Annotated in this window: 22 protein-coding genes and 2 pseudogenes; 8 read left to right on the top strand and 16 right to left on the bottom strand. The window is 64.2% G+C overall.

Annotated elements, in window-relative coordinates; translation table 11 throughout:
• Positions 1 to 23: 23 nt before the first annotated feature.
• The 8 genes from HAP54_RS17110 to coxB all read right to left on the bottom strand — a co-directional run bounded on the left by HAP54_RS17110 (position 24) and on the right by coxB (position 6661).
• Entirely contained in the window at positions 24 to 731 is a 708-nt protein-coding gene (locus tag HAP54_RS17110; protein ID WP_175619439.1) for an SURF1 family protein, read from the bottom strand.
• 152 nt (positions 732 to 883) lie between these two features.
• Complete coding sequence (locus HAP54_RS17105; RefSeq protein ID WP_166301952.1) at positions 884 to 1270, bottom strand: DUF983 domain-containing protein; 387 nt, start codon at positions 1268 to 1270, stop codon at positions 884 to 886.
• A gap of 64 nt (positions 1271 to 1334) precedes the next feature.
• Positions 1335 to 2231: a cytochrome c oxidase subunit 3 gene (locus tag HAP54_RS17100; RefSeq protein ID WP_166211150.1), complete on the bottom strand. Its 897-nt coding sequence runs from the start codon at positions 2229 to 2231 to the stop codon at positions 1335 to 1337.
• A gap of 56 nt (positions 2232 to 2287) precedes the next feature.
• The gene (locus HAP54_RS17095; RefSeq protein WP_166307950.1) at positions 2288 to 2926 is read right to left on the bottom strand and encodes a cytochrome c oxidase assembly protein; all 639 of its coding nucleotides are present in this window, start codon (positions 2924 to 2926) and stop codon (positions 2288 to 2290) included.
• A gap of 5 nt (positions 2927 to 2931) precedes the next feature.
• Entirely contained in the window at positions 2932 to 3096 is a 165-nt protein-coding gene (locus tag HAP54_RS17090; protein WP_029077795.1) for a hypothetical protein, read from the bottom strand.
• A gap of 39 nt (positions 3097 to 3135) precedes the next feature.
• Complete coding sequence (locus tag HAP54_RS17085; RefSeq protein ID WP_029077796.1) at positions 3136 to 4074, bottom strand: heme o synthase; 939 nt, start codon at positions 4072 to 4074, stop codon at positions 3136 to 3138.
• A gap of 63 nt (positions 4075 to 4137) precedes the next feature.
• Positions 4138 to 5739 (bottom strand): cytochrome c oxidase subunit I, encoded by a 1602-nt coding sequence (gene ctaD, locus HAP54_RS17080; protein ID WP_166301949.1) that lies wholly within the window; start codon positions 5737 to 5739, stop codon positions 4138 to 4140.
• An 82-nt stretch (positions 5740 to 5821) separates the two neighbouring features.
• Positions 5822 to 6661: a cytochrome c oxidase subunit II gene (gene coxB, locus HAP54_RS17075; RefSeq protein WP_166301946.1), complete on the bottom strand. Its 840-nt coding sequence runs from the start codon at positions 6659 to 6661 to the stop codon at positions 5822 to 5824.
• A gap of 484 nt (positions 6662 to 7145) precedes the next feature.
• Here coxB and HAP54_RS17070 point away from each other — a divergent pair, with 484 nt between their 5' ends.
• Positions 7146 to 7673 carry an invasion associated locus B family protein gene (locus tag HAP54_RS17070; protein ID WP_029077799.1) on the top strand — a complete coding sequence of 176 codons (528 nt, stop codon included), beginning with the start codon at positions 7146 to 7148 and terminating at the stop codon, positions 7671 to 7673.
• 6 nt (positions 7674 to 7679) lie between these two features.
• Here HAP54_RS17070 and HAP54_RS17065 read toward each other — a convergent pair whose 3' ends face one another.
• The 3 genes from HAP54_RS17065 to HAP54_RS17055 are packed head-to-tail and all read right to left on the bottom strand — an operon-like array spanning position 7680 to position 9233.
• Positions 7680 to 8285 (bottom strand): TlpA family protein disulfide reductase, encoded by a 606-nt coding sequence (locus tag HAP54_RS17065; protein ID WP_166301943.1) that lies wholly within the window; start codon positions 8283 to 8285, stop codon positions 7680 to 7682.
• 35 nt (positions 8286 to 8320) lie between these two features.
• Positions 8321 to 8830, bottom strand: coding sequence for a DsrE family protein (locus tag HAP54_RS17060; protein ID WP_166301940.1), 510 nt, complete (start codon positions 8828 to 8830; stop codon positions 8321 to 8323).
• Positions 8831 to 8840: 10 nt separating this feature from the next.
• Entirely contained in the window at positions 8841 to 9233 is a 393-nt protein-coding gene (locus HAP54_RS17055; protein ID WP_166301937.1) for a DoxX family protein, read from the bottom strand.
• A 137-nt stretch (positions 9234 to 9370) separates the two neighbouring features.
• On the opposite strand from HAP54_RS17055, the gene HAP54_RS17050 reads away from it, so the two are divergent.
• The 5 genes and pseudogenes from HAP54_RS17050 to HAP54_RS17030 all read left to right on the top strand — a co-directional run bounded on the left by HAP54_RS17050 (position 9371) and on the right by HAP54_RS17030 (position 13609).
• Entirely contained in the window at positions 9371 to 9841 is a 471-nt protein-coding gene (locus tag HAP54_RS17050; RefSeq protein ID WP_166301934.1) for a winged helix-turn-helix transcriptional regulator, read from the top strand.
• Positions 9842 to 10203: 362 nt separating this feature from the next.
• Positions 10204 to 11628, top strand: coding sequence for a metalloprotease TldD (gene tldD / locus HAP54_RS17045; protein ID WP_166301931.1), 1425 nt, complete (start codon positions 10204 to 10206; stop codon positions 11626 to 11628).
• Positions 11628 to 12398, top strand: a complete 771-nt coding sequence (lepB, locus tag HAP54_RS17040) for a signal peptidase I (protein WP_166301928.1) — start codon at positions 11628 to 11630, stop codon at positions 12396 to 12398. The genes tldD and lepB overlap by 1 nt, the downstream gene beginning before the upstream one ends.
• 150 nt (positions 12399 to 12548) lie before the next feature.
• Positions 12549 to 12894, top strand: a pseudogene (locus HAP54_RS17035) (MmcQ/YjbR family DNA-binding protein).
• Between the two features lie 145 nt (positions 12895 to 13039).
• Positions 13040 to 13609 carry a nucleotidyltransferase family protein gene (locus HAP54_RS17030; protein ID WP_166301925.1) on the top strand — a complete coding sequence of 190 codons (570 nt, stop codon included), beginning with the start codon at positions 13040 to 13042 and terminating at the stop codon, positions 13607 to 13609.
• Between the two features lie 143 nt (positions 13610 to 13752).
• On the opposite strand, the gene HAP54_RS17025 is transcribed toward HAP54_RS17030, so the two are convergent.
• The 3 genes from HAP54_RS17025 to HAP54_RS17015 all read right to left on the bottom strand — a co-directional run bounded on the left by HAP54_RS17025 (position 13753) and on the right by HAP54_RS17015 (position 16439).
• Entirely contained in the window at positions 13753 to 14307 is a 555-nt protein-coding gene (locus HAP54_RS17025; protein WP_166301922.1) for a PAN domain-containing protein, read from the bottom strand.
• Positions 14308 to 14450: 143 nt separating this feature from the next.
• Entirely contained in the window at positions 14451 to 15821 is a 1371-nt protein-coding gene (locus HAP54_RS17020; RefSeq protein WP_166301919.1) for a glutamate--cysteine ligase, read from the bottom strand.
• 93 nt (positions 15822 to 15914) lie between these two features.
• A complete protein-coding gene (locus tag HAP54_RS17015; protein WP_029077809.1) occupies positions 15915 to 16439 on the bottom strand; it encodes a MarR family winged helix-turn-helix transcriptional regulator in 525 nt (174 codons plus the stop codon).
• 129 nt (positions 16440 to 16568) lie between these two features.
• Here HAP54_RS17015 and gstA point away from each other — a divergent pair.
• Together gstA and HAP54_RS17005 are read left to right on the top strand one after the other, a co-directional pair.
• Positions 16569 to 17185 (top strand): annotated as a pseudogene (gstA, locus tag HAP54_RS17010) (glutathione transferase GstA).
• Positions 17186 to 17417: 232 nt separating this feature from the next.
• Positions 17418 to 17726 carry a hypothetical protein gene (locus HAP54_RS17005; protein ID WP_224741895.1) on the top strand — a complete coding sequence of 103 codons (309 nt, stop codon included), beginning with the start codon at positions 17418 to 17420 and terminating at the stop codon, positions 17724 to 17726.
• A gap of 558 nt (positions 17727 to 18284) precedes the next feature.
• Here HAP54_RS17005 and HAP54_RS17000 read toward each other — a convergent pair.
• Together HAP54_RS17000 and HAP54_RS16995 are read right to left on the bottom strand one after the other, a co-directional pair.
• A complete protein-coding gene (locus HAP54_RS17000) occupies positions 18285 to 19349 on the bottom strand; it encodes an IS630 family transposase (protein WP_166204319.1) in 1065 nt (354 codons plus the stop codon).
• 26 nt (positions 19350 to 19375) lie between these two features.
• Entirely contained in the window at positions 19376 to 20503 is a 1128-nt protein-coding gene (locus tag HAP54_RS16995; protein ID WP_166301916.1) for an IS4 family transposase, read from the bottom strand.
• Positions 20504 to 20528 lie beyond the last annotated feature (25 nt).

Raw genomic sequence — 20528 nt, 5'->3', positions numbered from 1 at the left:
GCGCTCTCAGTTGGCGCCTTCCCTCAACCCGCCCGGCGCCGCTGGCCGCGCCACCACAGGCCGAAGGCGATCGTGACCGCGGCGGCAAGCGAGAACCAGGTGATGGCGTACTGCATGTGGTCGTCCTTGAGACGCACCTTGAGCGGCCCGGGCTTCGGCGTGCCGCTCTCCGGCACCGGCGCTTCGAGGTCGATGTAGAACGGCGCGACCTCGCCCCAGCCAAGCGTCTGCGCCATCGCGCGATGATCGCGCACGAACCATAGCCGCTTCGACGGATCTTCCTTGGGCGTCAGCCGGCCCGGCGGCTCCGGAAAGCGGATGTAGCCGGTGAGTTCGACCGGCGCGCCGGTGACGAGGCGACCGGTGACGCGATCCTCGAAGGCGCGGTCCTGCATCGTGTTCTGGACGAAGCCGGTGTTGACCACGACGGTCTCGCCGCTGGCGAGTTTTGCGGGCAGGAACGCCCAGATGCCGGGCCCGCTGATGTCGTCGCGCACCGCGGAGCCGGAGCTGAACACCATCGCGTCCGGCTGTTTCGCGTAGGTCGCGGTCAGGGTGACGCGGCGGAATTCATCCCTGCCCGAAGTCAGCGTGGACCAAGCCGACGGCGGCGGCATCGCCTCGGTCGGGGCGGCGAGCCGCGTGTCGAGCGCTGCGATCAGCGCGTGCTTCTCGACCCTGCGCTGCAATTGCCAGACGCCAAGCGCGATGCACACCGCGATCAGGATCAATGTGAAAATGCCGAAGCCGGCCGCGCTCGGCCGATCAGAGCCCTTTCCGTTCCGATCGAATCGGAACGGGGCTCTCGTTTCTTGTTTTGACGCGTTTTCTTGGCGCGAATCGGTGTCCAGTTCGCTGGAAAACGCTTTGTTCGTCGTGTCATTCATTGCGGGTCGCGCTCGATCAATTGGCCTTCGGCGGCCTTGTGGTGGAATTGCAGCGCTATCAGCAGCGCCTTCATGGAACGCAGCGGCAGGATCGTGGTCACCACGATCAACGGCAGCCACAGCGCGGCATGGACCCAGAACGGCGGCTGGTACTTCACCTCGACGATCAGCGCCGCCGCGACCACGATGGCGCCGGCCAGCATGATGACGAAGATCGCCGGCCCGTCACCGGCATCGATGAAGGCGAAGTCGAGGCCGCAGGCCTGGCAGCGCGGCGCCAGCGTCAGGAAGCCGGAATAGAGCTTGCCCTTGCCGCAGCGCGGACAGCGGCATGCGATGCCGCGTAGCGCGCTCTCGGTCAGAGTGGGCGGGGTATCCATCATCGGGTCTCTTCAAAAGCAAAGGGGCGGCCATCCGGCCGCCCCCTCTTAGCACGTCAGCCCGTGATTAGTGCGCGCCGTGGGCCATCGCCTCGGCGCCGCGGCCCCAGACGTAGATGCAGATGAACAGGAACAGCCAGACCACGTCGACGAAGTGCCAGTACCAGGCGGCGAACTCGAAGCCGAGGTGCTGCTTCGGCGTGAAGTGACCGGCATAGGCGCGGATCAGGCAGACCAGCAGGAAGATGGTGCCGACCAGCACGTGGAAGCCGTGGAACCCGGTCGCCATGAAGAAGGTCGAGCCATAGACGTTGCCGCCGAACGAGAACGTCGCGTGGGCGTATTCATAGGCCTGCACGCAGGTGAAAAGGGCGCCGAGGATCACGGTGAGGATCAGGCCCTGCTTGAGGCCCTGGCGGTCGTTCTCCAGCAGCGCATGGTGCGCCCAGGTGACCGTGGTGCCCGAGGTCAGCAGCAGCAGCGTGTTGAGCAGCGGCAGATGCCAGGGATCGAAGGTCTCGATGCCGTGCGGCGGCCAGGTGCCGGGAACGGAGCAGGCGCCCATCGCCGTGCCGGCGCCGCAGCCGAACACCGCGTCGCGGGTGGCGTGCACCGCATCGGCCGGGAACAGCGCCGAATTGAAGAAGGCCCAGAACCAGGCGACGAAGAACATCACCTCGGAGGCGATGAACAGGATCATGCCGTAGCGGTGGCTGATCTGCACCACGCGGGTGTGGTCGCCCTTGTACTGGGCTTCCTTTATCACATCGCCCCACCAGCTCGCCATGGTGTAGAGCACGCCGATGGTGCCGACGCCGAACACGATCGGGGCGGCCGAATACATGTGGTGCATCCAGCCAATCGCGCCGACCGCCATGATGAAGGCCGAGATCGAGCCGACCACCGGCCACGGGCTCGGGTCGACGAGATGATAGTCGTGATGCTTGACTTGCGCCTCAGCCATTGCCGTCTCTCCATTCGCGTGCCGCGAGGCACGTCTTAAGTCTTTCAATTCCAAAACTAGCCGCCCTTGCGCTGCTCCGCCTCGCCCGCCGCCACGGGCTTCGGCGCGGCGTCGCGCACGGGGAAGAAGGTGTAGGACAGGGTGATCGTCTTCAGCGTGTCGTTCTCGCTGTCCTTGGCCAGCGCCGGATCGACATAGAATACGACGGCCATCTCGCGCTTTTCGCCGGGCGCCATGGTCTGTTCGGTGAAGCAGAAGCAGTTGATCTTCTGGAAATAGGCGCCAACCGTCAGCGGCGCGACGTTGTAGGACGCCTGAGCCGTGGTGGTGCGGGCCGACTGGTTGGTCACGGTGTAATAGACGGTGACGACCTGGCCGATCTTGACGTCGATATTGTTCTGCTCCGGCTCGAACTTCCAGGGCAGGCCCGGCGCGACGTTGGAATCGAAGCTGACGGTGATGGTGCGCTCGAGCGGCGCATCCGAAGGCAGCGTGGTCGCAACCTGGGTGGTGCCGTTGAAGCCGGTGGTGCGGCAGAACCAGTTGTAGAACGGCACCGCCGCGTAGGACGCGCCGAGCATCAGCACCACGACGAAACCGCAGATCGACGCCACCATCGCGTCGCGCGACAGCGTGCGGCGCGTGACCTTGGCGCGCTCGCCCTGCGGGTCATCCGGTGCCGGCTGGTTTGCCATCTCACTCACAGCGGCCGCACCAGCACGGCCGGCCCCTTGACGATGGTGACCGCGAAGAACAGCAGGACCATGACGCCGAGCGCGAGCGCAATGGCGATCGAGCGCTGGCGCCGGCTCCTGAGCTGCGCCTCGGTGAGGACGATTCCGTCTGGTTCGCGTTTCTCGTCCATTGATGTCCCATGCGTCCCCATCTCGCCCCCCGGCGTTCCCTATCCGATCAAGACAGGCGCAATCGCGCGGACCACGACCTCGGCGAGGAGGACGGCAAACAGCGCGAACAGATAAAGGATCGAGAACGCGAACAGCCGGCGGGTGGCGCGGTTGGCCGCAACACCCTCGCGGCGGCGATAGACCTCGATGGCAAGCCACAGCATGCCGGCACCGAGCACCAGCGAGGTGACGCCGTAGATCGCGTCGAAATAGCCGAGCGGCCACGGCGCCAGCGCCACCGCGACCAGCACGATGGTGTAGAGCAGGATCTGCAGGCGGGTCGCGTCGGGACCGGCGACCACCGGCAGCATCGGAATGCCGGCGCGCGCGTAATCGTCGCTGCGGAACAGCGCCAGCGCCCAGAAGTGCGGCGGCGTCCAGAAGAAGATGATCAGGAACAGCAGGATCGGCTCGACCGAGAGCGAGCCGGTCGCGGCCGCCCAGGCCACCACCGGCGGCAGCGCACCGGCGGCGCCGCCGATCACGATGTTCTGCGCGGTCCAGCGCTTCAGCCACATCGTGTAGACCACGGCATAGAAGAAGATGGTGAAGGCAAGCAGCGCGCCCGCCACCCAGTTGACCAGGATGCCGAGTGTCATCACCGAGAAGAAGGCGAGCGTGATGCCGAACGCAGCCGCCTCGGTCGGGGTGATGCGGCCGCGCGGGATCGGCCGGTTGGCGGTGCGCGTCATCAACGCGTCGACGTCGTTCTCATAGGCCATGTTGAGCGCGCCGGAAGCGCCGGCGCCGACCGCGATGCACAGGATCGAGGTGAAGGCCAGCACCGGATGCACATGCACCGGCGCGATCATCAGCCCGACCAGCGCGGTGAAGATCACCAGCGACATCACGCGCGGCTTCAACAGCGCGATGTAATCGCCCACTTCGGCCTCGGAGATCCGGGGCAACTCGATGGCATTGTGATCGACAACCGACAAGATCAGGTCCCGCTTCTATAAAGAGCACGGCGCACTCTTAAGTGCGCCGCGCCGTCTTTGGACTTACTGCACGCGCGGCAGCACTTCGAATTGGTGGAACGGCGGCGGCGAGGTCAACGTCCACTCCAGCGTGGTCGCACCCGCGCCCCACGGATTGTTCGCGGCCTGCTCCTTGCGGACGAAGGCATCGATCACGCCGTAGATGAAGATCAGCACGCCGATGCCGGAGATGTAGGAGCCCCAGGAGGAGATCAGGTTCCAGCCGGCGAACGCATCCGGATAGTCGACATAGCGGCGCGGCATGCCCGACAGGCCGAGGAAGTGCTGCGGGAAGAACACCAGGTTGACGCCGATGAAGGTGAACCAGAAGTGCGCCTTGGCGATGGTCTCCGAGTACATGTAGCCGAACATCTTCGGGAACCAGTAGTACCAGCCGGCGAAGATGCCGAACACGGCGCCGAGCGACAGCACGTAGTGGAAGTGCGCCACCACGTAGTAGGTGTCCTGCAGCACACGGTCGACGCCGGCGTTGGCCAGCACGACGCCGGTGACGCCGCCGACGGTGAACAGGAAGATGAAGCCGATCGCCCAGATCATCGGCGCCTTGAACTCGATCGAGCCGCCCCACATCGTGGCGATCCAGGAGAAGATCTTCACGCCGGTCGGCACCGCGATCACCATCGTGGCGGCGACGAAATAGGCCTGCGTCGCCGACGACATGCCGACGGTGTACATGTGGTGCGCCCACACCACGAAGCCGATGCCGCCGATCGCGACCATGGCGTAGGCCATGCCGAGATAACCGAACACCGGCTTGCGCGAGAAGGTGGAGACGATCTGGCTGACCATGCCGAAAGCCGGCAGGATCAGGATGTACACTTCGGGGTGGCCGAAGAACCAGAACAGATGCTGGAACAGCACCGGGTCGCCGCCGCCGTCGGCGGCAAAGAAGGCGGTGCCGAAATTGCGGTCGGTCAGCAGCATGGTGATCGCACCGGCGAGCACCGGCAGCGACAGCAGCAGCAGGAACACCGTCACCAGGATCGACCACACGAACAGCGGCATCTTGTGCAGGGTCATGCCCGGCGCGCGCATGTTGAAGATCGTGGTGATGAAGTTGATGGCACCGAGGATCGACGACGCACCGGCGAGATGCAGCGACAGGATCGCGAAATCGACCGCCGGGCCCGGATGGCCCGAGGTCGACAGCGGCGCGTAGATGGTCCAGCCGGCGCCGACGCCGTTGGCGCCCGGCTCACCCTCGACGAAGGTCGACATCAGCAGCAGCGCGAACGACGCCGGCAGCAGCCAGAACGAGATGTTGTTCATGCGCGGGAACGCCATGTCAGGCGCGCCGATCATCAGCGGCACCATCCAGTTGCCGAACCCGCCGATCATCGCCGGCATGACCATGAAGAAGATCATGATCAGACCGTGCGAGGTCACGAACACGTTATAGGTGTGCGTCTCGTGGAATATCTGGACGCCCGGATACATCAACTCGGCACGGATCGCGATCGACATCGCGGCGCCGATGATGCCCGCGATCACCGCAAAGACCAGGTACATCGTACCGATGTCCTTGTGGTTCGTGGAGTAGAGATAGCGCCGCCATCCGGTCGGATGGTGGGCGTGATCGTCGTGTGTCGCTGCGCCTGTCGCCATGTTCAAAATCCTGCCTTGCAGTCCCTCTTGGACCTTGCGGTCCCATCGCCCTTATTCCATCCCGCGCCGCAAGCCCTCAGGCTTACTGCGCCGCCTGACCAGCCGAGGCGTAGGAATTCGCCGGGTTGGTCGCAAACTTCTTCTTCGCCCCCTCCACCCAGGTCGCGAATTCCTGGTCGCTGACGACCCGCACCGCGATCGGCATGAAGGCATGGTCCTTGCCGCACAGTTCCGAGCACTGGCCGTAGAACACGCCGGTCTTGGTGGCCTTGAACCAGCTCTCGTTGAGGCGGCCGGGGACCGAGTCGATCTTCACGCCGAAGGCCGGCACCGCGAAGGAGTGGATGACGTCGGCACCGGTGGTCTGGATCCGCACCACCTTGTTGACCGGGACCACCATCTCGTTGTCGACACCGAGCAGACGGGGCTGCTTGTCCTTGTCGAGCAGCGAGTCGAACTCGAACTTGCCGTTATCCGGGTAGGCGTAGGACCAGTACCACTGCTTGCCGGTGACCTTCACCGTGAGGTCCGGCTTCGGCACGTCGAGCTCCAGGAACAGCAGACGGAACGACGGCACCGCGATGCCGACCAGGATCAGGACCGGGATCAGCGTCCAGGCCACTTCGATCAGGGTGTTGTGGGTGGTCCGGGAGGGGACCGGGTTGGCCTTGGCGTTGAACTTGACCACCACGATGACGAGCAGCGCCAGCACGAACAGGGTGATGACGGTGATCAGCACCAGCAGGAAATTGTGGAACCAGATGATGTTCTCCATCACCGGGGTCGCGGCTTCCTGCAGCGTGTGCTCCCACGGCGCCGGCTGTCCCAGCTCGGCGAAGGCCGACCCCGCGGCGACTGACGCCACACCCGCCACCGCCAACCCCAGCAATTGCCTGCCCAACCGGCCAATCGACATCTTCATGCCGTTCGCGCTCCCTTGATAATTCCCCAAAACACCTCCGGCAGTTGACCGGAAGTGCAGCACGATCCGCCCTGACAAATGGCCTTCCGGACATACCCGTCTCTGAGTCAAGGTGGGTACGGGAGCCAGATCGCTAGAACGCGTCGAAATCCAACCTCTCAAACCATAATTCGCAGGCGCTCGCAATGCAGTAGTGGGGCCGAAAGCCATGCGCCTGCGATGAAGCTGCCGCTTGCGATTTTTCCCGCAGAATCAAGCGAAAGTCGCCGAAACACGGCCGCGCACAGTTGACAGGGGGATTACCGGATGTACGCACAGGCGGGGCAGCCCACAGGAACCTGATTCGCTGCGGGCCGCTCCAATCCGGCGCGGGAATGGTTTCAAGATCGCCTTCAAGGCGCCCTATTGCGGTATCAGTCGACTGATGCGTGCTACCGGCGGCCTCGACGGCTGGACCGACCGAACAATCAAAGGATCGACCCGGATGGGCGCTTCGAACATTCAGGTAAGACCAAAGGCCGGTTGGCTCAGCGGGCTGCTGTTTCTGGCCCTCAGTTTCGGCCTGACCCAGGCGGCGAACGCGCAAGGCGCGGTGCGCTCGGTCCATGGCGACTGGCAAATCCGCTGCGACACCCCGCCCGGCGCCCAGGCCGAACAATGTGCGCTGATCCAGAGCGTGGTAGCGGAAGACCGCTCCAACGCCGGCCTGACCGTGATCGTGCTCAAGACCGCCGACCAGAAGAGCCGCCTGATGCGCGTGGTCGCCCCGCTCGGCGTGCTGCTACCCTCCGGCCTCGGCCTCAAGCTCGACAACCAGGACGTCGGCCGCGCCGGTTTTGTCCGCTGCCTGCCCAATGGCTGCGTCGCCGAGGTCGTGATGGACGACAAGCTGCTCGGCCAACTCAAGAACGCGAAGACCGCGACGTTCATTATCTTCGAGACGCCGGAAGAGGGGATCGGGTTTCCGCTCAGCCTGAATGGGCTGGGCGAAGGGTATGACAAGCTGCCGTAGCCGAGCCTACCGCGCACCACCCGCATAATAATCAAACAACCGCCCCGCCTCCGCTGACAGCCAGTCAGCCTCTCCCGTCATATAGCCCTCGACCTGTCCGGTCACGCCGATCAGGAACGAGATCGGCATGCCGTAGAGCGCGAACGGCGTGTCGAGCTCGGCGGCGTCGACGCGCGAAACGAGGCCGCCGGGATCGAAGCCGATCGCGAGGCGGCGCAGCTTGAACTGCTTGACGTAGGGCGGCACCAGCGCGCGGTTGCGATCGGTGCTGATCGCGACGACTGCAAGATCATTGCGGCCGCTCGCGGCGAGCCGGTCCAGCATCGGCAGCTCGGTCCGGCACGCCGCGCACCAGGTGGCCCAGAAGTTCACCAGCACCATCTTGCCCTTGAACGAGGTGAGATCGAGCGCGCCGCCGGCGAGCGCCGGTATAGCAACCTGCGGCACCGGGCGGGCGCCTTGCACTAGCGTGAATTGATGGCGGATGGTGCCGAATAGCGGCGGCCCGCCGGACGCTGCGCGCACCGGTGGTGCCGGCATTGCGAGCGAGGCGCCCGCGCCAATCATGCCGGCGACGATGGCACGGCGGGTTGGCGCGCGAACTGACGTCATGATGAATTCTCCGCTTGGCTTGATGGCCGCATCGCTCACGACCGGATGTAGGACCAGCCGGCATCCTGCAATTCGATGATGCGTCCGGGGCCGTTCGGCACCACATCGACATTGTCGAGCAGGACGACCGGATGGCCCTCGGCCCGCTCCATGCCCAGCTTGGTGGCTTCGCAGACCACGAAGCGGATGCCGGGCGTGAGTCCCCGCACCACCCGCAGCAGATCCTTCACCGGCGAGGTATCGGCGCGCAGCATATGGACGCCGGCATTGTAGGCGACGACTTCGATCTCGAACGGCTCGTTGCGCTCCTGATAATATTTCGGGAGGTTGAGCGCGGTCGAGATCAGCGCCCGCATCGTGGTCGGATCGTCGGAGTTGATCGGCAGCACCAGGCGATGCATCCGCGGCTGCGCGGCCTGCTTGGCGGGCTCGGGCTTCGACACTGCCGCGACCGATCCGGTGAGCAGCAATGTCGCAGCGAACGGCACCACGAGTGCCAGCACCAGCCCGGCCGCGACCGTCAGTGTGCTGCGAGAGAGGCGCATCGCGTCCACCTCACGGCGCGATCGCGAACAGGGCGAACTGGCTGCGCTTGGTGTAGGCGACGATCGCGCTCAACGTCAGCAGCACCAGCGCAGGCACCGGCGAGCCGCCGATCACGAACAGATGGGTGACGGTCGCGCCGACCATGATGCAGCTCAGCAGCAGGCCGCCGAAGGCTGCGAGCGACGGCACCAGGATCAGGAGGGCGCCGAACAGCTCCAGCGATCCGGTGAGATAGCGGAACCACTGGCCGAGCCCGATATGCTGGAATTCCTCGACCAGCATCGGCACGCCGTAGAGCTTTGCGCCGCCGGCGGCGGCAAAGGCCAGGGCGAGCAATCCCCTGACCACCCACAGCGTGGCGGATTTCCAGCGCGACGGCGCCGAGGCAACAGCAACTGACATTGATCTCTCCCCGAGATGTTCGAACCGATCCCACCGCGCGGCCACCTGTCCGATTGGCGGCAGGCCCCGTCGCTTCCGGTGCACTAAATTCGGGAGTAAGATGAAAAGAACAAGTAGGATGCTTTTTGTGAGGTAGTATGAAAAAACTGACTATTGAGCCCGCCGAGCCTCCGGCGGCATCCGAGCCGTGCAACGGCGACCTGTCGGCGCAATTTCATCGGGCGCTTTCGGTGCTGGCCGGGAAATGGAAGGGCGACATCCTCTGGCAATTGGTCGACCGCAAGCGGCGGTTCGGCGAATTGCGACAGTCGATCCCCGGCGTGACCCAGCACATGCTGACCACCCAGCTCCGCGACCTCGAGGCCAATGGCCTCGTCAAGCGCACCGTCTATCCCGAAGTGCCGCCGCGGGTTGAGTACGAGATGACGCCGTCCGCCAGGGCGCTCAAACCGGTGTTCGATGAGCTGTACCGCTGGGCCCAGGAGCATGGTTTTCCGACCTCGGTGCAGGGCGCGGCCGGCAAAGGCGGGCAGCCGAAGCCGCAATCCAGCGAAGGCGAGCCGGAAGACCAGCCGCTCAAGGCGGATCGGCGCTCTCAAGCGCGATGAGTTCAGGTTGAACCGTCATCGCGCTTTAGCTCTTTGTTTAAGCATGATCTTTTCGGAAAACCGCTTCGCACTTTTCCGGAGCATGCTCTGATGACGACAAGGTGAGGATCGCGGGAGGCTGCCGTGATCGGCCGCATGGCTGCAGGCTCTCCCGGTTTACGCCCCGAAACACTATCTCTGACAGTCGTCATCCGGGTCTGAACCGGGACCGGCGCAGGTTTCCGGGTTGTGAGATGAGTTTTGCGCTCGTTTCTGCTTCATTTGCCCGAAATCCCTGCTGCTTGTTCCGCACTGGCAATCAGCCGCGCTTCAGGCAAGGATGACGAGGAATCGCCAAGGAATCGCACTGCGTCGGAGTGACCATGACCAATCCTGCCACGACCTCCCTGATCGATCGCGCCAATCTGGACCGCGATGCCGTCCGCCGCGAGGTGGCGCGCGGGCTTGAAGGCGCCGACGACGGCGAGTTGTTCCTGGAGTACGGGCAGACCGAGGCGCTGGTGTTCGACAACGGCCGGCTGAAGCAGGCGACCTACGACACCTCGCAGGGCTTTGGCCTGCGCGCGGTCAAGGACGACGCGGTCGGCTATGCGCATTCCTCCGACGTCTCGATCCCGGCGCTGATCCGCGCCGCGGATGCGGTGGCGGCGGTGCGCGGCGGCTATGCCGGCACGTTCGCCGCGGCGCCGGCGCATACGAACATAAAACTCTATGGCGACGAGAACCCGCTGGACGGCCCGGCCTTCGAGGCAAAAGTAAAACTGCTCGGCGAGATCGACGCCTATGTCAGGGACAAGGACCCGCGGGTGCGGCAGGTCTCGGCCAGCCTCACTGCGACCTGGCAGGTGGTCGAAATCCTGCGGCCCGATGGCGAGAGCTATCGCGACATCCGCCCGCTGGTGCGCGTCAATATTTCCGTCGTCGCCGGCCAGGGCGACCGCCAGGAGAGCGGCAGCAAGGGCTATGGCGGCCGCGAGGGCTATGCGCGCTTCATCGAGACCAAGGCCTGGCGCGACGCCGCCGACGGCGCGCTGCGCGAGGCGCTGGTCAATCTAGAATCGGTGCCGGCACCCGCCGGCGAAATGGACGTGGTGCTCGGGGCCGGCTGGCCCGGCGTGATGCTGCATGAGGCCGTCGGCCATGGGCTCGAGGGCGATTTCAACCGCAAGCAGACCTCGGCCTTCGCCGGCCTGATGGGCAAGCAGGTTGCGGCCAAGGGGGTCACCGTGGTCGACGACGGCACCATGGCGTCACGCCGCGGTTCTCTGTCCATCGACGACGAGGGCACGCCGACCAACCGCACCGTGCTGATCGAGGACGGCGTCCTGGTCGGCTACATGCAGGACCGCCAGAATGCCCGGCTGATGGGCATGAAGCCGACCGGCAACGGCCGGCGGCAGAGCTATGCCCATGTGCCGATGCCGCGCATGACCAACACCTACATGCTGTCGGGCGACCGCGACCCGGCCGAGATCCTCGCCTCGGTGAAGAACGGCATGTATGCCGCCAATTTCGGCGGCGGCCAGGTCGACATCACCTCGGGCAAATACGTGTTCCAGTGCACCGAGGCCTACAAGATCGAGAACGGCAAGCTCGGCGCGCCGCTCAAGGGCGCCATGCTGATCGGCAATGGACCGACCGATCTCCACAGGATCACCATGATCGGCAACGATCTTGCGCTCGATACGGGAATCGGCACCTGCGGCAAGAACGGCCAGAGCGTGCCGGTCGGCGTCGGCCAGCCGACGTTGCGGATGGAACGGATTACGGTCGGAGGAACGGGCTAGTGAGCAGCGGAAACGAAGTCGTGACGGCCAAGCCGACCAGCTGGCGCGGGCAGGCCGTGCAGCTGGCCGCGATCGTGGCCGTCGTGTTCCTCGCCAAGGGCGCGATCGCCGAGCCGTTTTACGTGCCGTCGGGATCGATGGAACCGACGCTGTTGATCGGCGACGCGCTGGTCGCCTCGAAATTTCCCTATGGCTACGGCGCGGCGTCGCTGCCGATCCAGATCACGCTGCCGGAAACCGGCCGGGTGTTCGGCGAGACGCCGAAGCGCGGCGACGTCGTCGTGTTCCGCTGGCCCGGCGACCGCTCGCAGGCCTGGGTCAAGCGCGTGGTCGGACTGCCCGGCGATCGGATCCAGATGCGGCAGGGCCAGCTCTTCATCAACGATCATCCGGCGGCGCTGAAACCCGACGGCACCGGCTTTGCCGAAGACGATCGCGGCGGCGGCGAGGAGGCCTATCGCTATGTCGAGACGCTGCCGAACGGCGTCAGCCACGCGATCTTCAAGATCCGCGATAACGGCCGGCTCGACAACACGCAAGAGGTCACGGTGCCGCCCGGCAATCTGTTCGTGCTCGGCGACAACAGGGACAATTCCGCCGACAGCCGCGTGCCGGTGCGCGACGGCGGCGTCGGCCTGTTGCCGATCGACAATCTGATCGGCCGCGCCGACGCGGTGGTCGGCTCCTGGGACATGGGCATCCGCAGCCAGCCGGTCTGGACCTGGCTGTCCGGCTTCCGCCTCGCCCGCTTCTTCACCTCGGTGCAGTGAGTTCTCTCACCTTCCGTCATGGCCGGGCTTGTCCCGGCCATGCACGACTTTCCTGGCCCATCTCAAGACGTGGATGCCCGGGACAAGCCCGGGCATGACGAGCGGATAAGATACGTCCGACTCTATGTAGTCCGTCTTGCTGAGGGTACGATGACCTTCGACGACATCAGGCACACTGCACTGGCTTGGCCGGAGGTCGAGGACGGCTCTTCCTACGGCACGCCGGCGCTGAAGGTGCGCAAGAAGATGCTGGCGCGACTCAAGGAGGACGGCGACAGCCTCGTGATGCCGGGCGTGCCGCCGGGATGAGCGCGGCATGCTGGTCGAGAGCCAGCCCAAGATCTTCTATTTCACCGACCATTACCGCGACTACCCGATGGTGCTGATCCGGCTGTCGAACGCGAAGCGCGCCACAGTTGAGCCGCTGTTGCGCCGGCACTGGCGGACGCTGGCGTCGAAGAAGGCGGTGAAGGAGTATGACGCCACGCTGGCATGACTTTCATTCGTCATTGCGAGCGCAGCGAAGCAATCCATGTCACAGCATAACCGACCGATGGATTGCTTCGTCGCGGAGCCTGTCATCGGGCGCGCGTTCGCGCGACCCGTTGGCTCCTCGCAATGACGGGGAGAGACATAGAAGCATGACCCGGGATGAATTCCTGACCGCTGCGCTTCGCAACCCGGCCAATCAAGCCATCGCCGACGAGCTGCACCGCCGCGGTTTGCCTGACGCCTGGCTGGTGGCCGGCTGCCTGATGCAGACCGTGTGGAACGTGCTGACCAACCGGCCGCTCGATCACGGCATCAACGACTACGACATCTTTTATTTCGATCCGGATACGTCGTGGGAGGCCGAGGACGCAGTGATCCGCGAGCTCAAGGCGCGGCTCGGCCATCTCGGTGTCGCGATCGAGGCGCGCAACCAGGCCCGCGTCCATCTCTGGTATCCCGGCAAGCACGGCCTGCCCTACCCCGCGCTGGCGCGTTCAAGCGACGGCATCGATCGCTTCCTCACCGAGAGCACGCGGATCGGTATCCGTCGCAACACGCGCGGCTACGACGTCTATGCGCCGAGCGGTTTCGACGATGTCGCAGGCATGATCGTACGGCCGAACCGGACCTCGAATTTTTCCGCGGCGAACTATGCGGCGAAGACAGCGCGGTGGAAGGCACTGTGGCCGGAGATCACCGTGCTGGCGGCTCAGTGTTAGCCTGTCGTCCCTGCGAAAGCAGGGACCCATAACGACCGCAGGAAATTTCGGGCGGGATCGAGGCCCCAGCGTCGCGAAACACCGGCATTTGTGGTTATGGGTCCCGGCTCAAGGCCGGGACGACGTGTGGAGAGAACCGGGCGTCACCGCACCACGCCCGAGGTGAACCCCGCCTTGCGGCGCGGCGGCTTGATCTCTTTCTTCAGGAAGCAATGCGCGTCGCGACCGGCATAGCCGGGCCGGGCGTAGGTCCAGGCGCGGCACTTGTTGTCGGCGGTGCAGGCGGCCTGGCAGGCCTCGTCGCCGTCGCTGCTCTTCAATTCGAAATTCTTGTAGTCGCCGCCGAGGCGGTCGATCGAGGTTTCGATGGCACCGTTGCGCGGTTCGACCACGCCCGCGCCGCGCACTCCGGACACGCAGCAATTGTCCTGCACCCGTGGCGGCACGCTGTTCTTCAGCCAGCACACCGCGCCGTTGTTGACGTCGTTCGGATAGCTGAAGCTCCAGGCACGGCAGCGGCGATCGCGCTCGCAGGTGAGCGCGCAATCGGCGGGATCGCCCGACGTCACTGGCGCGTTCAGATAGTCGCCTCCGGGACGGTCGAAATTGGTCTGCGCCAATGCCGGGCGCGCGACGAAAGCGGCCATAAAGACCGCGAACATCACCACAGACGCCCTAAAGAGGCGGCCTATCCCCATGAGATTGCTTTCAAATTCGCGCAGCCCCGCGCATCCCGCGGGCCGTCATTTGAACGCCATGAACCTGTACGGCTGATGAACGGCGGGTGCGACACCACCGCCGTCCGCGCGCGTTTCGAGCCCGGATTGGGGTTAGCCAGGGATTAGAAGGCGTATTCCCGATAGGCCGGCTCCACCGAGCCCTTCCAGGGACCGTTGAACTTCTCCAGCATCTCCTCGGCCGGCGAGCGGCCGGTCTCGATGATGCGCTCGAGCGGTTCGAGGAAGCGGCTCTCGTCGCGCCCGAGATGATCGATCCGGCCGCGGCGCCGCAATCCGGCATGCGACAGGATCAGGCACTCCTTGGCGATCTCGAACAGATAGCGGTCCTTGATCCGCGCCTTGAAGCCGAAACGCGGCACGTCGTCGCGCAGCGCCTGGCGCTCCGGCGCGGTCCAGTGCCGGACGATGTCCCAGGCGGCATCGAGGCTGTCATTGTCGTAGAGCAGCCCGACCCAGAACGCCGGCAGCGCCGGCAGCCGGCCCCACGGCACGCCGTCGGCGCCGCGCATTTCGAGATAACGCTTCAGCCGCACCTCGGGGAAGATCGTCGAGAGATGATTGGCCCAGTCCGACAAGGTCGGACGCTCGCCGGGGAAGGCGGCATTCTTGCCGGCGAAGAAATCCCGGAACGAGGAACCGGCGACGTCGATATATTCCTCGCCGCGCTTGACGAAATACATCGGAACGTCGAGCGCGTAATCGACATAGCGCTCGAAGCCCATGCCGTCCTCGAACGCGAACGGCACCATGCCGGAGCGCGCATTGTCGGTGTCGCGCCAGATCTCGGAGCGGAACGACAGGAAGCCGTTGGGCTTGCCCTCGGTGAACGGCGAGTTCGCGAACAGCGCGGTCGCGATCGGCTGCAGCGCCAGCGACACGCGCAGCTTCTTCACCATGTCGGCTTCGGAGGAGAAGTCGAGATTGGTCTGAACCGTGCAGGTCCGGAACATCATGTCGAGGCCGTATTTGCCGACCTTCGGCATGTAGTTTCTCATGATCTTGTAGCGCCCCTTCGGCATCACGGGGATCTGCGCCCGCGACCAGGACGGCGTCATGCCGAGACCGAGGAAGCCGATGCCGAGCGGGGTCGCGATCTCCCGCACCTGTGCCAGATGCGCCATCAGCTCCGACTGCGTCTGATGCACGGTCTCGACCGGCGCGCCCGACAATTCGAACTGGCCGCCCGGCTCGAGCGAAATCGCGCCGCCGCCGGTGACGTCATAGAGCCCGATGATGTTGCCGCGCTCCATGATCGGCTCCCAGCCGAGCAGGAGCTTCATGCCTTCGAGCAGCGCGCCGATGCCCTTCGCGCCTTCATAGGGCACGGGCTGGCGGCCCTCGAGCGTGAACGGTGTCTTCTCATGCTCGGTGCCGATCCGGAACTCGGATTCGGGTTTCACGCCGGCTTCAAGCCACGCCACGAGTTCGTCGCGCGACTGCAGCGGCGTCATGTCGATCTGGTCACGCGCCATACGAAATCCAACTCAAGGGCGCTTCGATCGAACGCGCGCGGTGGCAGGGACATCCGCGAGCCACAACGGCTGCGGATGATGGGGTCAGGACTATCATCGGGCAGGCGCGCCGTCTCGGGCAGGCGCAGCCTTGCTATCGTTCTTGGTCTCATTCTTGGCGTCGCTTTTGGCGTCGCCGCAGGAGCAGCCGAGCCGGTCGAGCAGACCGCACAGCCTGGCCGCGTCGGCATCGGATAATTTCGAGCCGACATGCTTGTCGATCGCGGCCGAATAGGCGCTCCACATCTTCTTCTGGAGCTCGCGTCCAGCCTCGGTGATCTCGACGAACTGGCCACGCTTGTCGATCTTGCATTCACGCCGCGCCGCAAGCCCCTCGTCGACCAGCTTGTCGATCAGCCGCGACGTCGAATATTGCGGAATCAGCATCTGCCGCTCGAGCTCGACCGGGCGCAGCTCGCCGGACGGCGCGCGCGACAGCTCGAGCAAGGCGTCATACCAGGCGAGCGGCGGAAAGCCGGCCTTCTTCAGATCCTGCTCGACGCAGTCCAGCACCCGGCTCGGCACCCTCATCAGGCGGATCCAGGCGGCCGTCGCCTCGCTCGATAGCTTGCGTTTCATGGTCTAGCTCATAAGGTCCCGGAACCAGTGTACCGCACTGAATGCATCTGCATCAATCTTGACTATTTCATGCAGGTGCATGTAGGCAATCCCTCTCCGGACGCCAAGAACAAGGGAAGGAATACCCCCATGAAGCTTTATTACTCCCCCGGTGCCTGCTCCCTCTCCCCCACATCGCCCTGCTCGAGGCCGGCCTGCCCTACGACCTGGTCAAGGTCGATCTGCGCGCCAAAAAGCTCGAAAACGGCGACGATTTCCTGCAAGTGAACCCCAAGGGCCAGGTGCCCGCGCTGGCGCTGGATAGCGGCGAGATGGTCACCGAGGGGCCGATCATCATCCAGATGATCGCCGACAGGGTCGCCGACCGGAAGCTGGCGCCCGCCCGCGACTCCAACGAACGCTACAAGCTGCTCGAATGGCTGAACTACATCACGACCGAGCTGCACAAGAATCTCGGCCCGATGTTCGCGCCGGCGCTCGCCGACGACGCCAAGGCCTTCTTCAAGGACCGCGCCATGGGCAAGTTCAAATATGTCGAGAGCCAGCTCGCCGGACGCGAATACCTGATGGGCAACCAGTTCACGGTCGCCGACGGCTACCTCTTCACGATGATGATGTGGGCGAACGACCGGCTCGGCTTGGACTTCTCCGGCCTGCCGAACGTGACGGCCTACAAGGCCCGCATCGCGGCGCGCCCGAAGGTGCAGGAAGCGCTGAAGAAGGAAGGCCTGCTGAAGGCGGCCTGAGCCTGGCACACCACAGTCGACAAAGAGCCGGATCGCCGATCCGGCTCTTTTTTGTGTGGCCACCAGGCTACTTTCGGCAACCGAAGATAGAACGTCTCAATTTGACCCGCATTGTACCGATTAATACTAAGTCGGTGTACTTGCGGCTGAGGGCGTTGCTGTCCTTGTTCGCGCGATCCAACTGACCGACTATGAGCTGCGGCGCGCCTTCCGCTCCAACTGGTCTAAAAATGTGACGATCGCCTTTACCCTTTTGTTGACCAGCACCCTCGTTGGGTTGGCGACCAGTTTGTATTTTCGGGTTTGGACGTTGATGCTGGTGTCACCGCTGATCGCGGTGCTAGCGGCGGTCATGCTCCAATCCGACGGCTTTTCGTTTGCCACCGGCGCTCCGCTCGTCGTCGCCTGCCTCGCGTTCAGCCAACTCGCCTATCTCGCCGGCGCCTTGCTGTCGCCGGAGGCTGACGGCTCAGTTGCGGAAGAAATCGACGGCGTGCCAGGCGGCCACCGCGAGCATCAGATCCGCCGCCAGAAAAAGTAGCATCAGGCCGGTCCACAGCGGGCCTTTGCCACGCAGCCGAAGGGAGATCCGGCGCGGCCGCGGCAGCAACGCGTGTCTATCCGCGGTCCCGGCGGCACCTTCCTTGAACGCAGAACTCATTGCACGCCCACCCTTGATGCTGATCGTCGTCCCGGCGATCGGCTTGACGATCGACCCCGGCGATCGACTTGACGATCGCCCAGCAAGAGTGATGCCAGCAGCGTGGTGTCAGTGCGGAGCAAGCGTGGCGGGAGTTTGACCGGCGTGACCGTCACGCAACAGGATCAAGTCGGATCGATGACCCGGCCTGATCCTACTTTGAATCGAGCACTCCGCTTCACCTCGCCCCGCGTGCGGGGAGAGGTCGGAACGCATCGTTAGATGCGTTCCGGGTGAGGGGGAGTCTCCGCAAATCTAACTATTTCCGAGTACGCGGAGAGGGCCCCTCACCCCAACCCTCTCCCCGTAAGAACGCAGGGCTGTCCGGGGAAATTCAACCATAGCAGAGTTCCATCTGGTTGAGGGGCGTTCTGCATTTGCGGCGGCTAGTACCCAGAATCAGAGCTGAGTGATACGGCGGCCTTTGAAACGGCGTTGACGGACCTTTTTCTTGGTCCAGACGAAGGGCTCGGCTCTGTCGTTGTATGCGTTGACGTAGGCATCGATGTGCTCCTGAAGCTGCGTGAGGCTTGTGAAGGAGGTGCCGCTGAGCGACTGCCCCTGCAAGATCGAAAACCATACCTCGACCTGATTGAGCCAAGACGCACTTGTCGGCGTGAAATGAAATTGCACGTTGGGGTGGGCCTTGAGCCAATGCTCGTTCTTCTTGTGGGTGTTGAGGTTGTCGAGGATGACGTGAAGCTTCCGGTTCGGAAAAGCCGCGGTGACGCTGTTCATGAAGTCGAGAAACTCGACGCGGCGTCGGCGTTTTGAATGCGCCGCGATGATCTTTCCGGTGGCGACTTCGAGCGCCGCAAACAATGTTGTGGTGCCATGCCGCTTGTAATCGTGGCTCTGGCCGGTCAAGGCGCGGCCATTGGGCAACTTCAGATAACCCTGCGCTCGCTCCAAAGCCTGGATCGAGGGCTTCTCGTCCACGCACAGCACAATGGCCTTCGCGGGCGGGGCGACATAGAGGCCGACAACATCGGCGGCTTTGGCCGTAAAGTTCGGGTCGTTGCTCTCACACCAGGACTTACGAGCCGCGAGGTCAATCTTGTGGCTGCGCAGGAACCGCCAGACATATTGGACGTCAACATCGCCCAGCGCCCCGGCCAGCAGGGGCCCGGTCCAGCGTGCGAACCCGTCCGGCGGCGGCTTGTCCAGCAGCTTCAGAATCCGCTTGTCGGTGGCCTTCGTATAGATTGGCTGCTTGCCCGGTCGCGGCTTGTCTTGCAGCCCTTCAAGGCCTTGGTCGGCATAGCGATGCCGCCAAAGGCTGACAATCCGCGGCTGGACCCCAACTTCCTTGGCGATCGACCGAGTGCTGCGTCCATCCGCCGCCAACAGAACTATCCGCGCCCGCTTCAAATCGCGCTGCAACGTCACCGGGGAGCGGCAACACGCCTCAAGCACCTTGCGATCTTTCCTCGAAAGGTGGACTTCTCTTGCTTCGGGTATCATCCCGACCTTGAATCACGACTCACGCTTTAAGAACAGTAGGTACTAGGGTTGATTGGCGGAGGCTTGTCGATGCTGGCGAAGGCTCGCCGGGTGAACAGGAACTGGCTGACGAGTTCGGCGAGCCTGAGCGGCAGCATTTTGATGCAGTTGGTCCGCGCGGCAATGCGCAACAGTAGGTAGGCAATCATCGCAGCAAGCACTTGCAGGCGGATTGCATTGTCGTTGGTGCCGAGGAACTTGCGGATGTCGAGGTGCTGCTTGATCCAGCGGAACAGCAGTTCGATCTGCCACCGGCTCTTGTAGAGGGCGGCGATCTCGACGGCCGTTCGGGTCGTATCGTTGGTGAGAAGCGTGATCACGCCGCCGTTCTCCCGCCTGACCTTGATGCGCCGCAGCGGTATCGGCAAACGCGAGTCGCCCTTACTGGTGAGCTTCACCTCGTCGTCGACGATGATCCTGAAGCCGTCCCCCTTGCTGTTGCGGATGGTGCGATGCCTGACCGCGCGTAGCCGGATGCTCGTCTTCGGCCGGGTCACGAAGAAAGCCTTGCTATCATTGATCTTCTGCCACCAGTCGAAACGGCAATATCCCTTGTCGAACACGTAGGTTGTGCCGGCCTGGATCGGAGTCTGGCGACCGATCTCGATATCGTTGACGTTGGCAGCCGTCACCTCGACGCACTTCGGGATATCGCCCTTGGGATCGTAGACCACGTGCAGCTTCATGCCGCGGATGCGGCCGTTCCACACCGCCCAGGTGCAAACTTTGCCAAGCGGGATCGGACTGGCGTCGATCAGGCGCACCATCTCCTTGCCTTCGCCCCGCAACTGCCGGCTTGCCATCGCCGACAATCGTGCAAAGGTTTGCGCAAAAATGCTGGACGGGCGGCGGGTATTGGCATCCGACAGCGTCGAGCGGGACAACCTGCCGGTGCCCAGATGATAGTGATGCTGAGGATTGGCGTTGAAGCCGGTCACCACGGCGCGCAGGCTGTTGTTCCCGCTCAACTGCGCATAGATCAGCGCTACCAGGTGATCCCAGCTCTTGAACGACTTGTCGTAGGCATCCCCGTCCAGACGATCCACAGCCGTCTGAAACTGCCGCCGATTGATCGGTTCAAGCAGCCTACTAAAAATGCTATCGCGAAATCGCATGCTCGGCCTTCTGTGTCTCGACAAC

The organism is Bradyrhizobium sp. 2S1 (assembly GCF_011516625.5).
Taxonomy (GTDB): domain Bacteria; phylum Pseudomonadota; class Alphaproteobacteria; order Rhizobiales; family Xanthobacteraceae; genus Bradyrhizobium; species Bradyrhizobium septentrionale.
This window is presented reverse-complemented; position numbering and strand designations above follow the sequence as displayed.